The organism is Rhodococcus sp. IEGM 1306 (assembly GCF_036541985.1).
Lineage (GTDB): Bacteria > Actinomycetota > Actinomycetes > Mycobacteriales > Mycobacteriaceae > Rhodococcus_F > Rhodococcus_F qingshengii.
Genome location: NZ_JAZHFF010000009.1, coordinates 169,915 through 184,283, shown reverse-complemented (window position 1 = coordinate 184,283; position 14,369 = coordinate 169,915). Strand labels below are relative to the sequence as shown.

Sequence of the window (14,369 nt, the reverse complement as noted above, 5' to 3'; positions counted from 1 at the left end):
CCGTTCCACTGAGACACCTCGATCGAAATACTCGTCTCAGTCGCACCCTGAGCCAGCAGCCCTTCTGCAAATACGGCAGTCGACGCCCATCCCCTCCGTCGAAAGGCGCTACTCGCATGTCTTCAATCGGCATTTCTCCGAAGATCGAGGCAAACGTGTCCCGAGTCGGCAACCCCAAGCACGGCAAACACAAGCCGAAGCTGAGCGTCCGTGAGATCGAAGTACTTCTTGCCTGGCTACGTTCGGATTCCAAGTCCGAGGTCGCCGAGACACTCGGCCTACGCGTCTGCACCGTCAACACACACATCACTCGGATCCGCACGAAGTACAGCGACGTCGGGCGGCCGGCTCCCACGAAGGCAGCATTGTTTGCCCGCGCGGTCCAGGACGGGTACACCACCCTCGACGAGTGGTGACCTCAGACCGTGACGGGTTCCGGTTCCTTCGCCTTGGACGGCTTCAGCCAACCGGGTAGCCAGGCAGGTTGTTTGTCCGGTGCTTGATCGAGAACACCGCCCGCCGGATCGTCGATGAACCCGTACCGCACGAGATCCTCCGACGGCCGGTAGATCTGCCGGAGCACCAGCGCGCACAGAACGAGTACCGCGATGTCCCGGATCACGACCGTTCCGGTGAACCACTGCTCGGGCAGCCCCTTGTTGGACACCCCGAGGTAATACATCATTCGTGGAACCCAGACCAGGGCGTCGATGGTCATCCACGCGAGCAGGAGTCTGCGGTGCGGCAAGGCCAACACGGCCAGCGGCACCAGCCACAGAGAATACTGCGGGCTCCACACCTTGTTCGTGAGCAGGAAGCCCGCCACCAACAGGAAGCACAGCTGCGCAACTCGCGGACGACGCTGCGCCGTCAGGGCGACGTATCCGACACCGATGCAGACGGCCACGAACAAAAGCAGAGAGACGGCGTTGAGATTCGACGGCGACTCACCCTGTGCGAGAGGACCGTCGAGGCCCTTCCACGACGTGAACGACGCGATCACGTTGTAGAGCGAATCCGGATCGGCCCCGCGTTCGGAGTTGAGCCGGAAGAACTCGTACCAACCATGGGGGTACAGCGCGGCAATGGGCAGGTTCACCGCAAGCCATGCCGCGACCGCGCTGAGAGCGGTCACCAGCCAGTCCCTCGTCTTGCCCGCGCGCAGACACAGGACCAAGAGCGGTCCCAGTAGGAGCAGCGGGTAGAGCTTTGCGGCGCCGCCCAGGCAGAGCAGGATTCCCGCGAGCACGGGCCGCTTGCGTGCCCACGCCAACAACCCACCCGCCGCGAACGCCGTCGCCAGAGGATCGAAGTTCGTGAACACGTGCACGATCACCAAAGGGGAGCACGCGATCAGAGCGCCGTCCCACACTCGTCGTCCGGCCAGCAGGGTGCTCGCCCACACGGTGACCAGCCACGCCAACGCCAACCCGAACGCCACGACGTTGAAATAGAGCGCCACCTGAATCGCGCCCGGCAGCCAGGTGATCGAATCCCACGCCTTCGCGACTTTCATTGCGCCGTACTGGTAGAGCCCCGAGATGACCGGATACTCCATGTACCGCATCTGGATCGAACCGTCGCCGCGTACTTCTTCCCACGACGTCTTGTACGGGAATGCTCCCTGATCGAGGCGCTCGGCTCCGTACAGCGGAACGGTATCGGAGTAACACATCGCCACGTACTGACGGCTGCCACTCCAGTCGAGGCCGACCTGCCCGCTCTCGCCGACCGGCGCCTGCTGAATACAACCCGCCTTGGCGAACCAGCCGAAAGCCAAGAACACCACGGCGAGCAGAAGGATCACTCGCATCGGTGTGAAGAAGCGAGTGCGCCCGATCAGTGCGTGACGACCTACCGGACCGCCGACGGTTCCCGACAGCGCAGACACCATCGCGTCGTTGCGACTGGGAACGTCCCGCCAATCCGCCGAACGAAGATCTTCGGCCAGCGGAGCGGGGGAGGTCGGTTCGGCATCATCAGCATTCGCGGCCACTCCGCGAGGTTACCGTCTTTCGAACCGACCACCCTCCAACTACTGGCCGGGGCTCACACCTGCCGGTTCTTCCTCGGTGGTCTCGCCTGCCCCCGGTACCTGTGGCGTGGTTGTCGTCGGCCGGGAGATGCCCGGAATCGGGATCGTGATGCCCGGCAGAACCTCGACCTGCGTCGTTGTCACCACGGGCGGCGGAGTGTTTTCCGTCGTCGTCGGTGCGGTGGTCGGCGGCGCCGACGTCTTGGGCGGTGCGGGAGCCGTGTACTCCGGAACACCACCGGCTTGACCGTTGATCTTGCCCGGCGTCGGGAACTTCTCGTTGTCGGTGCCCTCGAGGGCGCCGTCCATCGTGTCCTTCCAGATGTCCGAAGGCAGACCCGAGCCGTAGATCATCGCGCCACCGGAATTGGTGATCGCTTCACCGTCGGGAGTTCCGACCCAGACCGCGGTCGAAAGCGACGGCGTGTAGCCGACCATCCACGCGTCCTTGTTGGCTCCGGTGTCACCGAGCTGCGCAGTACCTGTCTTCGACGCCGACAGACGTCCGCCGGCCAGGTTGTGACCGCGCGAGTACGCCGCGATCGGCTGCATCGCAGCCGTCACGTTGTCCGCCACGGCAGCGTCGATGCGGTCTTCACCGGCGGGCGCGCCGCGGTCCAGCAGCACGGTGCCGTCGGCCGCGACGACCTTCTGCACGAAGTGCGGTGCGTGATACGTACCGGACGCGGCGAGTGTCGCGTACGACGACGCCATGTCGAGCACGCGGGCCTGGTACTGGCCGAGCACGATGCCGTTGTTGGGGCCGGAACCGTCGGCCTCGGTGAGCGACGGGCCGACGCCCGGGATGTCCTTCGGGATGCCTGCCTTGTGAGCGATGTCCGCGATTTCCTGCGGGCCGTTGCCGTCGAGGCTGAGCATCTGACGGTAGAAGCTGGTGTTCAGCGAACGCTTGAGCGCCTCTGCGATGGTGCAGGTGCCGCAGCTTTCACCTTCGACGTTGCCGATGGAGATGCCGTTGACGGTCAGCGGTGAGCTGTCGTACATCTGCGAGAGCGGGATTCCCTGATCCAGGGCGGCTGCGAGGCCGAACACCTTGAACGAGGAACCAGTCTGAAGTCCGGCATTCGCGAAGTCGTATCCCGCGCCGTCCTCACCGCCGTAGTACGCCTTGACGGCTCCGGTCTTCGGATCGACCGAGACAACTGCGGTACGCAGATTCTCCGGCTCACCCTCCATATTGGAACGGGCTGCCTCGACCGCTGCGGCCTGAGCCTGCGGGTCGATGGTCGTGGTGATCTGCAAGCCCTCGGTGTTGAGCAACTGCTCGCTGATTCCAGCGTCGCCGATCTCCTTGAGCACCTGACGCTTGATCAGGCCTTCGGGTCCGGTCGAGCCCTGGCTGCTGTTGTCGACCTGGGCGAGCGGGATGTAGGCGGGGTACTGCATCGGCGTGCGCGCGGCCTGATCCAGCGTGCCGGCGGACACCATGCCGTCGAGCACGTAATCCCAACGGGACTTCGCGCCTGTCGGGTTGGTCTCGGGATCGAGGAGCGACGGAAGCTGGATCGACGACGCCAGGACGGCGCCTTCTTCGATGGACAGCTGGTCGACGGGCTTACCGAAGTAAGCCTTGGATGCTGCGCCGATGCCGTATGCGCCGCGACCGAAGTAAATGGTGTTCAGATACGCGGCGAGGATGTCGTCCTTGGACCACTCGTTGGCCATCTTCGAGGAGATGACGAGTTCCTTCATCTTTCGCGTCAGCGAACGCTCCGAGCCGACAAGCGCCTTCTTGACGTACTGCTGCGTGATGGTCGAGCCACCACCGGCGCTGTCGCGACCGAGGACGTTGTCTCGGGCCGCGCGTGCGAAACCGGAGATCGAGAAGCCCGGGTTCGAGTAGAAATCGCGGTCCTCTGCGGCCAGAACAGCGTTGCGAACGTGCGGCGGTACCTGATCGAGCGAGACCTCGACGCGGTTGCCATCTGGCGGGACGACAGTGCTGATCACCGTGGTGCCGTCGGCGGCAAAGACCGTCGCCACCTGATTGGTCTTGAGGTCACCGGGCTTGGGGACGTCCTGCACGATGTACGCCGCCATGAAGGCAAGGACGGGCAGAACAAGACCGAGCGCCACCAAGACGTAGGCCGAGCGGCGAACTGTGCGCCACTTGGACTTCTTCTTCACGGTGCTCTTTCTTCCCTTCGGGGGTTGTCCGTCGTTGCCACCGCCACCGGAGCCACCTGTCGGTGGCTTCGTCGGTGGAGGTCCGACCGGCGGGCGGGTGCCCGCGTTGCTACGGGTGGTCGCTGCTGCTGCCGCGACGCGCTGGGTCGGTTCGTTCGCCTGAGCGCCTACGGCGCGATCTCGAGGCGGCGGGCCGGCAGGTCGGCCTTGCGGCGGACGACCCTGAGGAGGGGGACCGGCGGGGCGGCCCTGAGGAGGCGGGCCGGCAGGTCGGGCTTGCGGCGGACGCCCCTGGGGCGGGGGTCCCATCGGACGACCTTGCGGCGGACGACCCTGAGGGGGCGGACCCATCGGAGGGCGTCCCTGCGGTGGTGGGCCCATGGGACGTCCCTGCGGCGGACGACCCTGAGGAGGTCCGGCGGGACGGTTGGGACCGACGGGACGGCCACCCGGGTTGTTGCCGCCCGGGTTGTTGTTGCTGGGGGAACTCACGAATCAAATCTCCAGTGGTCACGGACCGATCACGTGCAGACTTCGATCGGGCCCTTCTTCGGGTGTGGCGTTACTCGCTGGCGGTGCGCCGGCTTGGTGGGCGTGCTCGCCGCGGTCGCGGCGGCGCAGGTACTGCGCCGAGCACATAGGACTGCACCAAGTGGTTCCAACTGCAGGTACGGCACACCTCTACAACGTGCACCGTGAACTCCTCTGCTGTTTCCGCAAGCCGAGCGAGCTCGTCCGAGGTTCGGGCCGATCCCGAAACCTGACCGAGCTTGTCGCCGAACACCCAGGACACGAGCGTCAACTGTTCCTTGCGGCAAATGGGGCAGACGACGTCGCTGCCCCGGCCGTGGAACTTCGCGGCTCTGAGTAGGTACGGATCGGCGTCACACACCTGCTTGACGTCGGTCCGACCCGCAGACACTTCGGCCAGCACAGACCGACGCGCGAGCGCGTAGTCCACAACTTGCCGCTGTATCCGCACCTGACCAGCGTACGTGCGTCCGTGCCGCGACGGACGGTTCGGGAGGGTCACGATGAACACATTTCGGGGGCTGGGGGCATGGCGACCAGCCATTACGATCACTTCCTGTGAAGTCTTCTCGTTCTCCGATGACGCGCGCTCGTGATCTTGATCGCGTCGAAACGTGCAATGTGTTGGACGCCGCGTACGCCGAAGGGCAGTTGAGCGCGGAGGACTACTTCGACCGGACCGAGAAGGCGAAGTCCGCGAAGACCCTGCTCGCACTCGCACGCCTGGTCAACGATCTGCAGGTGCCGAAGATCGAGACCAAAACGGTGCCTCGGACGTCGACGGCACGAAAGGCCGTGTTCGTCGGTGCTGCTGCTCTGATCGTCGTCGGCGCGATCGCAGCAGTGGCGTGGAGTCGGTCACCGTTGACGCCCTCGGAAGACATCACAGCCAGTTATGCCAGCACTACTTCCCTCGCTCCGCCGTTGCCGACCACCACCCCGGTGCCGGAGCCGACCGTCGAACCGATCCTGATCGCACACATCGACACGTTGACGCCGGAAGGAATCGGCGCATTCATCGAGAGGTATCGAGAAGAGTTCGGTGACATGTTCGTAGACGACGCCAGCTTCCACGGCGACTACTCATCAGTGAGCCGGGCGGTCCCCGATGCTCCCGCTCTCACCGAGTCCATCAGTTTTCGCGACGGCTTCGAGAGGGAAGTGACGTCCATTCCGCGGCGAACGGGCCAGCCGACCTTCGACCTCGGTTCCATCCAGATCGACAAGCTCGCGCCGTACATGGTGAACATCGGCGACTATGTCAATGTTTCGGACGCCGCGATCACCCACTTGATCGTGGACGCGAACTACGGCGTCCCGGAGATCGCGATCTATGCAGAGAACGGACTCGGCCACCAAGGACGCATCGAGGTCACGCCGTGGGGCGAGATCTCTCGTTCCTACCCGTACGGGAGCTAGGGTGAGCCGGTGAGTGGGTCCCCGACTACTACCTCTACGCGCACCCGTGCGCGCGACGTCGACCGTTCCGATACCTGCGCCGTTCTCGATACGGCTCTGTCCGACGGCCAGATCACGGTCGACGAGCACGCGAACCGGACGGCTGCGGCCATGACCGCGACCACGCTCGGACAGCTCGATCTGCTGGTCCGCGATCTGCAGAAAGCAACGCTGCGCAACGCCGTCGCCAAAGTTCGCCGTATCGACAAGATCTGGTACCTCGCAGCCGCATCGACTATCTTCGCCGGCCTGATCGGGTACCTCACCTTGTCCGCCGACCCTTCACCCCCACCGCCTCCACCGGCGGCAGCCGAAAACGTCGAACCGCTTGCCCCCATTGTGAGTTCGACGTTGAACACGGTCACCGCAAGCGGGATCGGGGAATTCATCACCAGATACAGCGCCAAGTACGGCACGACGATAATCGATTCCGCCAACTTCTACGACGGCTATGCAAGCGTCACTCGCGCCGCCGCTGTCTCGCCGAACCTGGAGGAAGACATCGACTTTCGAGGCGGTTTCACACCACGCGACAGCACGTCGACTCGAGCAGCCAGCACCGTCACCTTCGACCTCGCTGCCGTCGACATCGACAAACTCGCCGGATATCTGGCAGGAGTGTCCGCAAATCTCAACGTCCCCGACGCCGAGATCACACACATCAGCATGAGTTCGTCGAGCGACGATCCACGCATCTCCATCTACGCCAGCAACAACCTCGGCGCGAGCGGCTCAATGGATTTGACCCCGGATGGCCGCCCGATCCGCTTGTCTCCCTTCACTCCTCGATAGGCCCCGGACATGCCGAACGATCTGACCAGGACCACCCGCGCTCGCAATGCCGATCGCGAGGCTACCTGCGCAGTGCTGGACTCCGCCTTCGCCGACGGACAACTCACGGCGACCGAGCACGACGAATTGACCGAACTCGCCGCGGTGGCAGTCACTCTCGGCGATCTCGAAGATTTGACGTCCGATCTGCAGACCGAGGCGTCCCTACCCATTCTTCGGAAAGAACCTTCGCTCGACACGCGTTGGATCGCCGTTGTGATCATCGCGCTGTCACTGGTCTCGGCTGTCGGTTTCGGAATCAAATACGCCGCGTCCGACGTCACGATCTTCTCGAGCCCCGAGCCACAGTTACACACCGTCGACGGCCTGGGGGCGATGTTCCATGCCATCGAAACGGAGTACGGCAGCGGACTGGTCGACGAGATGACCATCTATCCCACTTATGCACGCGTAACGCGCGCCGATCCTGCCGCGCCGCGCAAGAGCCTGGACAGCTACTACCGAGGCGACCTCGAGGACACGACTTCAGGAGGATCACGCGAACCCGACGTGACACAGATCGACGTCAGACAGCTCGATCCTCGCATCGTGATCGCCCTGCTCGACGGCGCCGGAACAACGACGTCGGTGCAAAATCCGACCACTCGGTACGTCTCTGTCGATAGCACCGAAAATGTTCCGACCATCCAGATTCACGTCGGCAACGACCTCGACGAGAGCGGGTACCTGACCGCTGGCCTCGACGGGGAAATCATGTCGATCTACCCGTTCACCCCCTGATCTAGCCGTGACACCTTGGTACACGTATCGGGCCGCAGTGTGGTTTTATATATCGGCGCGATATAGTTGGTTATCGCATCAAGCGGTTAGGTTCAACGACTCGGGAGGTTTGTCAGTTGCTCGAACTCGCAATCCTCGGGCTGCTCCTCGAGTCACCGATGCACGGATACGAGCTGCGTAAGCGGCTCACTGGTCTGCTCGGCGCATTCCGCGCGTTCTCGTACGGATCGCTGTACCCGGCACTGCGGCGCATGCAAGCCGACGGATTGATCTCGGAAGACGTCGACACTGCCACCGGCACGCTCAAGCGTCGGGCGCGTCGCGTCTACCAGCTCACTCCGGAAGGTCGGCAACGGTTCACCGAACTGGTCGCCGACACCGGGCCGCAGAACTACACCGACGACGGTTTCGGCGTTCACCTCGCCTTCTTCAGCCGCACCCCCGCAGAAGCGCGGATGCGGATCCTCGAAGGCAGGCGACGTCAGGTCGAGGAGCGCCGTGAGGGGCTCCGCGAGGCCGTCGGTCGGGCCAGCGGATCGCTGGACCGCTATACCCGTCAGCTCCATCAGCTCGGACTCGAATCGAGTGAACGCGAAGTGCGTTGGCTCAACGAATTGATCGCAGCCGAGCAATCGACAACAGGAACATCCCGGAAAGAAGGAGAACCCGACCATGGGTGAGAACAGCACCGCGGTGCGCGTAGCCATTGTGGGCGTGGGTAACTGCGCCTCGTCCCTGGTTCAGGGCGTCCACTACTACAAGGATGCCGACGAGACCCAGACGGTCCCCGGCCTCATGCACGTCAAGTTCGGTAAGTACCACGTCCGCGACGTGCAGTTCGTCGCTGCGTTCGACGTCGACGCCAAGAAGGTCGGCTTCGACCTCTCCGAGGCGATCCTCGCGAGCGAGAACAACACCATCAAGATCGCCGACGTCCCGCCCCTGGACGTTCCCGTTCAGCGTGGCCCGACCCTCGACGGCATCGGCAAGTACTACGCCGAGACCATCGAGCTGTCCGACGCCGAGCCCGTCGACGTCGTCAAGGCACTCAAGGACGCTCAGGTCGACGTCCTCGTCTCCTACCTGCCCGTCGGTTCCGACGACGCTGACAAGTTCTACGCACAGTGCGCGATCGACGCAGGCGTTGCATTCGTCAACGCTCTGCCCGTCTTCATCGCTTCCGACCCGGAGTGGGCTGCCAAGTTCAAGGACGCCGGCGTCCCGATCGTCGGCGACGACATCAAGAGCCAGGTCGGCGCCACCATCACACACCGCGTGATGGCGAAGCTGTTCGAAGACCGCGGCGTCGTGCTGGACCGCACCTACCAGCTCAACGTCGGTGGAAACATGGACTTCAAGAACATGCTCGAGCGTGATCGCCTGGAGTCCAAGAAGGTTTCCAAGACCCAGGCCGTGACGTCCAACCTGACCGGCGCACTTGCCGGCAAGGTTCACGACCGCAACGTCCACATCGGTCCCTCGGACTACGTGGAGTGGCTCGACGACCGCAAGTGGGCATACGTCCGCCTCGAAGGCCGCGCCTTCGGTGACGCTCCCCTGAACCTGGAGTACAAGCTCGAGGTCTGGGATTCGCCCAACTCTGCCGGCATCATCATCGACGCCGTCCGCGCAGCCAAGATCGCCAAGGACCGCGGCATCGGTGGACCGGTTTACCCGGCTTCCGCTTACCTGATGAAGTCCCCGCCGGTCCAGATGGCCGACGACAAGGCTCGCATCGAGCTCGAAGCCTTCATCATCGGAGCCGACGAGGCCTGATTTAGGTTCACGCTGATTCGGGGTCTTGCGCCAACGGCGCAAGGCCCCGATTCTGTTATCCGCAGGGTGTTTCCGCATCCGCGCGGGTAATCACGCCTGCGGCTGCCGAATTGCCGTGCGGGTCCGGGTGCCGCTCAGCGTGGAATGATGGACATCAGAACCATCACACGGATCGAGGACCCCATGTCGATTACGTCGCTGCCAGTGCTCGATCTGTCGCTTGCGCAGAACCCCGACACCGCCGAGCAGTTCCGCACTCAGCTCCGCGAGGCCACCCACGAGGTCGGATTCTTCTACCTGGTCGGCCACGGAATTCCCGACGAACTGCAGCGCCGCCTCCTCGCCGTCGCCCGCGAGTTCTTCGCGCTGCCGACTGCCGAGAAGCTCGCGATCGAGAACGTCCGCAGCCCGCACTTCCGTGGGTACACCCGGCTCGGCGGCGAACTGACCGAAGGCAAGCAGGACTGGCGCGAGCAGATCGACATCGGGGCCGAACAGCCCGCGGCCGAGCGCACCGACACCTCACCGGCCTGGGAGATCCTGCAGGGCCCCAACCAGTGGCCCGACGCCCTTCCCGAACTTCGCGACGTCATCACCGAGTGGAACGACACGCTCACCTCGATCGCACTGAGCCTCTTACGCGAATGGGCGGTAGCCCTGGGCCAGGATGCGAACATTTTCGACGACGCGTTCGCTCACGATCCGTCGATCCTCATCAAGGTGGTGCGTTACCCGGGCCGCCCGAAAGGTGCCGGCTCCCAGGGCGTCGGCGGACACAAGGACGCGGGTGTGCTGACTCTGCTCTATGTCGAACCGGGCAAGGGCGGTCTGCAGGTCGAGCACGACGGCGACTGGATCGACGCGCCGCCGATCGACGGGGCGCTGGTGGTCAACATCGGCGAACTGCTCGAGGTCGCTACCGGCGGATACTTGAAAGCGACTGTGCACCGGGTAGTTTCACCCGAGGGCGACGGCGAACGTATCTCGGTGCCGTTCTTCTTCAACCCGAACTACGCAGCGCAGATCCCGGAGTTCGACCTACCGCCCGAGCTGGCGGCGCGCGCCACCGGCGTCACCGTGGACGCGAACAACCCGATACACGATTCCTACGGGGCGAATGCCCTCAAGAGTCGACTACGTGCGCACCCCGATGTCGCGGCCCGCTGGTGGCCGGACATCGTTGCGGCACAAAGCGCTACCTGATGCTGAACTACAGATCCATCGCGACTTTCCACGCCGTGTGCATCGCGCCCTCGATGTAGTCGACGTTCACCGCGTCACCGACCACATGTACGTCGGACACGACGCCGATCAGAGAATCGGCCAGTGGCGCCTGCGCCGACACTCCCGACGCGACGACAACCATGTCGGCTGGAGCGGTCCGTGTCTTGTCACCGGAACGGAATTCGACGTGCTCCTTGGTGATTCGCTGCACCGTTGAATTGCGGTGAATGTCCACACCGACATGCTTGGCGTGGCGCACCGCCGTCCAGCGGCGCGGCATCGCCATCGGAATACCCAACTGCTGGCCTTCTTCGATCAGCGTCACATTGCGACCTCGCTCGGCCAGGAACTCCGCAAGCTCGAGTCCGACAAGCGAACCACCGATCACGACAACGTCTTTACCCATGGGCAGGAACTTGCGGGTCACAGCTCGGATCGCCGCGGGGCTCTTGGTAATACCGGACAGCTTGCCCAACTTGGCCATCGTCCGCAGGAACGGCGGTACCTGTGAGACGTCTCCAGCTCCGGTCATCAACGCGCGCAACGAATCACCGGTGTGCACGTGCGGGAGATCACCGCCCGGAACGCTAGGCCGCTCACGAACCGCACCGGTGGCCACGACTACGGCGTCGGGGTTCAGTGCCCGGATCGAGGCAACCGAGGCTTCGGTCTTCAGTCGAACATCGACACCGAGACGCTCGATTTCCACTTTCAACCAGCTGAGCAGACGCCCGTTGTCCGGGGTAGTGAGGCTCGAGAACCACAGGGTGCCGCCGAGGCGATCGGATTTGTCCAACACCGTGACTCGGTGCCCACGTTCAGCGGACACGCGAGCCGTTTCGAGACCACCGGGGCCCGCTCCGACCACAACAATGTGTTTCGGAGTGCTGGTCCGAACGAAGGGGAGAAGCGCTTCGTTGCCCAGGGCAGGGTTCACCGCGCACAGCGGGGTCTCGTCCCAGAAGTTCTCCTGCACGCAGACGTAGCAATTGATGCAAGGCCGAACCCGCTCGGGTACACCGTCTTTGAGTTTATTCACCAACTGTGGATCGGCCAGGAGCTGGCGGCCCATTGCGGCGAAGTCCGTGCGACCTTCCGCGATCATCTTCTCGCCGACCCCGGGGAGCATACGTCCGACGGTGATCACGGGGATCGATATCGCCTGCTTGATTCGCGTTGCATTGTCGGTGTAATAGCCGACCTTGTCGGGCAGTGGTCCGTCGGTGAAGTTGGCAAAAGCATTCAGCGCGGTACCGGTGACATGAATGGCGTCAGCTCCGGCCTCTTCGAACATCTTCGCGGCCGCAGCAGCCTCGTCGACCGTCAGCCCGTCGGTTTCGCCGTACTCTTGACCGGCCAGACGCACGATGACGGCAAGCGCACCACCGACCTCCTCCTTGACCGCCCGAATGACCTCACAAGCGAGGCGAGCACGGTTCTCCATGGAACCTCCGTACTCGTCGCTGCGCTGATTCGTGTACCGACTCAGGAACGCTCCGAGGACGTAGTTGTGGGCACAGTGAATCTCGACGGCGTCGCCGCCCGCCGCCTTCACCCGTCCGGCAGCCTCGGCGAACATGCGGACCAGCCAATCAAGATCTTCCTCGGTTGCCTCGTGGTACATAGCCCTCTTGCCCTCGTTGATGGCAGCCATCTTGCCCAGTTCTTCGGGCGTGCAATCGGCCATCGCGCTCATGTCACCCGGCGGCTTCGGCGTGGACGGGACCAACTGCGGTCGGCCGTCGAGGGTATCGATGCGCGCCACCTTGCCGTGGTGTGTCATCTGCACACAGAGCTTGCTGCCTGCGTCGTGGACTGCGTCGGCCAACGCCTTGAGACCGGGGATGAACCGGTCTTCCGAAAGCCCCGGTTCCTTGCGGCTGGTGCAGCCCAGCGGATACGCAACAGCGCAGCAACCGGTGATGATCAGACCCGTTCCACCAGCTGCACGCGCCACGAAGTGGTCGATGTCGCCCTTTTCGATTTCCCCGTCTTCACACAGGTTCATGTCCATCGCAGGGAGAACCACGCGATTGGGCACGGTCATCGGGCCGATGGTGCCTGGTGCGAGCAGGTGCGGAAAGGTCTGGCTTCGGATCGTCACGAGCAGACGCTAGAACCGGACCACGCCCATCCGTTGCCGCACTCCCGATCAACGAGACTTCACGCGCTGTGACGTGCGAGGCACTCGGCTATCACCTCGAGCGCATATTCGAGGTCCGCGGATTCCACCCGTCCGTAGCCGATGACCAATCCGCCAGGGTCTCCGTGCGTTCGGGTGGACTCGACCAGGGTGGGCACTTCGACGCCGTGTTCAAGTGCCTCGCGAGCGACGGTCGCTGCCAGATCCGCGTCGAGCATGAGCGTCGTGTGCATGCCGGCGCCGAGACCCCGCAGTTCACCGAACGATGACAGCGCATCCTCGACCGCCCGATCGCGCTCCCGGTACCTGCGCCGGGCGGTACGTACCGCTCGATCCCATTCGCCGTCACGGAGCAGGGACAGGAGTGCTTGCTGCAGCGGAACCGACGGGAAGTCGCCGATTCGCTGGCGGTGTACTGCTATGCGGTCGACCAGGTCGAGGGGAGCCACCAACCAGCCCAATCGAATTCCGGCGCCGAGCGTCTTGGCAACTGTTCCGAGATACACCACCCGATCAGGAGCCAACTGGGCAAGCGCAGGCAAAGGCGCTACGTCGTAACGGAATTCGGAGTCGTAGTCGTCCTCGAACAGGACGACGTCGCGGACGCGGGCGAACTCGATCAACTGGTTGCGCCGACCTACCGGAAGCAGCCCACCCGTCGGATACTGATGGGACGGTGTCACATACACGCCACGGACGCTCTCCGACGCAGTTTCGAGTTGGTCGACACAGAGACCATGAGCGTCGACGGGCACGTCGAGCAGCGACCATCCACAGGCTGTAGCGGCCGAGGACGCATACCGGTATCCGGGATCTTCCATCGCCAGAACAGCACCACGGGTACGCAGAGCCGACAGGGCGAGGCCGAGACCATGCGTGGCACCTGAGGTGATCAGGATTCTCTCGGGTTCAACCGACATTCCGCGGGCTCTTGCCAGCAATTCCGATAGTGCCGAACGCAATTCGTAGTCACCCGCAGGATCGGGATCCTCGAAAGGTGGCGGTTTGGACCCGACGTCACGCCACGCCCGCCGCCACGCTGCCGATGCACGCGGCGGCGTCCACGGCACGCCCGGCCGGAGCTGCACCCTGGGCGACATCTTGTCGGCGGCATTCTTCGGTGTAGTCGTGGGAGTGACCATGGGGGAGGGCGCCTCGGCAATGAAGGTGCCTGAGCCGTGCACAGCGACAAGCCAACCCTCGGCGATCAACTGCTCATACGCCCGTTCCACGACGCCCCGCGCCACCTCGAGTTCCGCCGCCAGCTTCCGGGAACTGGGTAACCTCAGACCCACTGCCGCCTTACCACTGCGGATATCAGCTCTGAGGTGGTCGGCAATCTGGATCGGGAGCGCCCGCCGATCTGTCCGGTCGAGGACGACGGCTACCGCCGAAGGCAGAAACATTCGGAATCCTCCCGGAAGTGGCAAATCGAAGTGGCCTATCGAAGTCTCCACTGATTGGACCATGACTTGAAGCCAC

12 protein-coding genes are annotated in these 14,369 nt (G+C 63.9%); 7 read left to right on the top strand and 5 right to left on the bottom strand.

The genetic code is table 11. The features are described 5' to 3' along the window. Positions 1-116 precede the first annotated feature (116 nt). Positions 117-416, top strand: a complete 300-nt coding sequence (locus V3587_RS24085; RefSeq protein ID WP_003941253.1) for a helix-turn-helix transcriptional regulator — start codon at positions 117-119, stop codon at positions 414-416. A gap of 2 nt (positions 417-418) precedes the next feature. On the opposite strand, the gene V3587_RS24080 is transcribed toward V3587_RS24085, so the two are convergent. The 3 genes from V3587_RS24080 to V3587_RS24070 form a co-directional block, all read right to left on the bottom strand. Then, positions 419-1,996, bottom strand: a complete 1,578-nt coding sequence (locus V3587_RS24080) for a glycosyltransferase family 87 protein (RefSeq protein WP_283377385.1) — start codon at positions 1,994-1,996, stop codon at positions 419-421. Positions 1,997-2,035: 39 nt separating this feature from the next. Continuing rightward, on the bottom strand, positions 2,036-4,183 hold the full coding sequence (locus V3587_RS24075; RefSeq protein WP_283377399.1) for a transglycosylase domain-containing protein: 2,148 nt from the start codon (positions 4,181-4,183) through the stop codon (positions 2,036-2,038). Between the two features lie 562 nt (positions 4,184-4,745). Continuing rightward, positions 4,746-5,165 (bottom strand): DUF5318 family protein, encoded by a 420-nt coding sequence (locus V3587_RS24070; protein WP_042448217.1) that lies wholly within the window; start codon positions 5,163-5,165, stop codon positions 4,746-4,748. A 128-nt stretch (positions 5,166-5,293) separates the two neighbouring features. Between V3587_RS24070 and V3587_RS24065 the strand changes: the two genes are divergently transcribed. The 6 genes from V3587_RS24065 (at position 5,294) to V3587_RS24040 (ending at position 10,723) form a co-directional block, all read left to right on the top strand. Next, the gene (locus V3587_RS24065) at positions 5,294-6,133 is read left to right on the top strand and encodes a DUF1707 SHOCT-like domain-containing protein (protein WP_007735521.1); all 840 of its coding nucleotides are present in this window, start codon (positions 5,294-5,296) and stop codon (positions 6,131-6,133) included. A 9-nt stretch (positions 6,134-6,142) separates the two neighbouring features. Continuing rightward, a complete protein-coding gene (locus V3587_RS24060; RefSeq protein ID WP_042922022.1) occupies positions 6,143-6,964 on the top strand; it encodes a DUF1707 SHOCT-like domain-containing protein in 822 nt (273 codons plus the stop codon). 9 nt (positions 6,965-6,973) lie between these two features. Continuing rightward, complete coding sequence (locus tag V3587_RS24055; protein ID WP_050656989.1) at positions 6,974-7,744, top strand: DUF1707 SHOCT-like domain-containing protein; 771 nt, start codon at positions 6,974-6,976, stop codon at positions 7,742-7,744. A 116-nt stretch (positions 7,745-7,860) separates the two neighbouring features. Further along, complete coding sequence (locus tag V3587_RS24050) at positions 7,861-8,424, top strand: PadR family transcriptional regulator (RefSeq protein WP_003946014.1); 564 nt, start codon at positions 7,861-7,863, stop codon at positions 8,422-8,424. Continuing rightward, positions 8,417-9,520, top strand: a complete 1,104-nt coding sequence (locus tag V3587_RS24045) for an inositol-3-phosphate synthase (protein ID WP_003945979.1) — start codon at positions 8,417-8,419, stop codon at positions 9,518-9,520. The genes V3587_RS24050 and V3587_RS24045 overlap by 8 nt, the downstream gene beginning before the upstream one ends. Positions 9,521-9,664: 144 nt before the next feature. After that, positions 9,665-10,723, top strand: a complete 1,059-nt coding sequence (locus V3587_RS24040) for an isopenicillin N synthase family dioxygenase (RefSeq protein ID WP_019746062.1) — start codon at positions 9,665-9,667, stop codon at positions 10,721-10,723. 7 nt (positions 10,724-10,730) lie between these two features. Here the strand turns inward: V3587_RS24040 and V3587_RS24035 are convergent, their stop codons facing one another. Next, positions 10,731-12,848 (bottom strand): NAD(P)/FAD-dependent oxidoreductase, encoded by a 2,118-nt coding sequence (locus V3587_RS24035; RefSeq protein WP_283377384.1) that lies wholly within the window; start codon positions 12,846-12,848, stop codon positions 10,731-10,733. Between the two features lie 59 nt (positions 12,849-12,907). Then, complete coding sequence (gene pdxR / locus V3587_RS24030) at positions 12,908-14,293, bottom strand: MocR-like pyridoxine biosynthesis transcription factor PdxR (protein ID WP_283377383.1); 1,386 nt, start codon at positions 14,291-14,293, stop codon at positions 12,908-12,910. Between the last annotated feature and the right edge of the window lie 76 nt (positions 14,294-14,369).

Bases quoted from the DNA above. Each gene is read 5' to 3' on its own strand.
- V3587_RS24085 (WP_003941253.1), top strand. From the start codon at position 117: ATGTCTTCAATCGGCATTTCTCCGAAGATCGAGGCAAACGTGTCCCGA.
- V3587_RS24065 (WP_007735521.1), top strand. From the start codon at position 5,294: ATGACGCGCGCTCGTGATCTTGATCGCGTCGAAACGTGCAATGTGTTG.
- V3587_RS24055 (WP_050656989.1), top strand. From the start codon at position 6,974: ATGCCGAACGATCTGACCAGGACCACCCGCGCTCGCAATGCCGATCGC.
- V3587_RS24045 (WP_003945979.1), top strand. From the start codon at position 8,417: ATGGGTGAGAACAGCACCGCGGTGCGCGTAGCCATTGTGGGCGTGGGT.
- V3587_RS24040 (WP_019746062.1), top strand. From the start codon at position 9,665: ATGATGGACATCAGAACCATCACACGGATCGAGGACCCCATGTCGATT.
- pdxR (WP_283377383.1), bottom strand. From the start codon at position 14,293: ATGTTTCTGCCTTCGGCGGTAGCCGTCGTCCTCGACCGGACAGATCGG.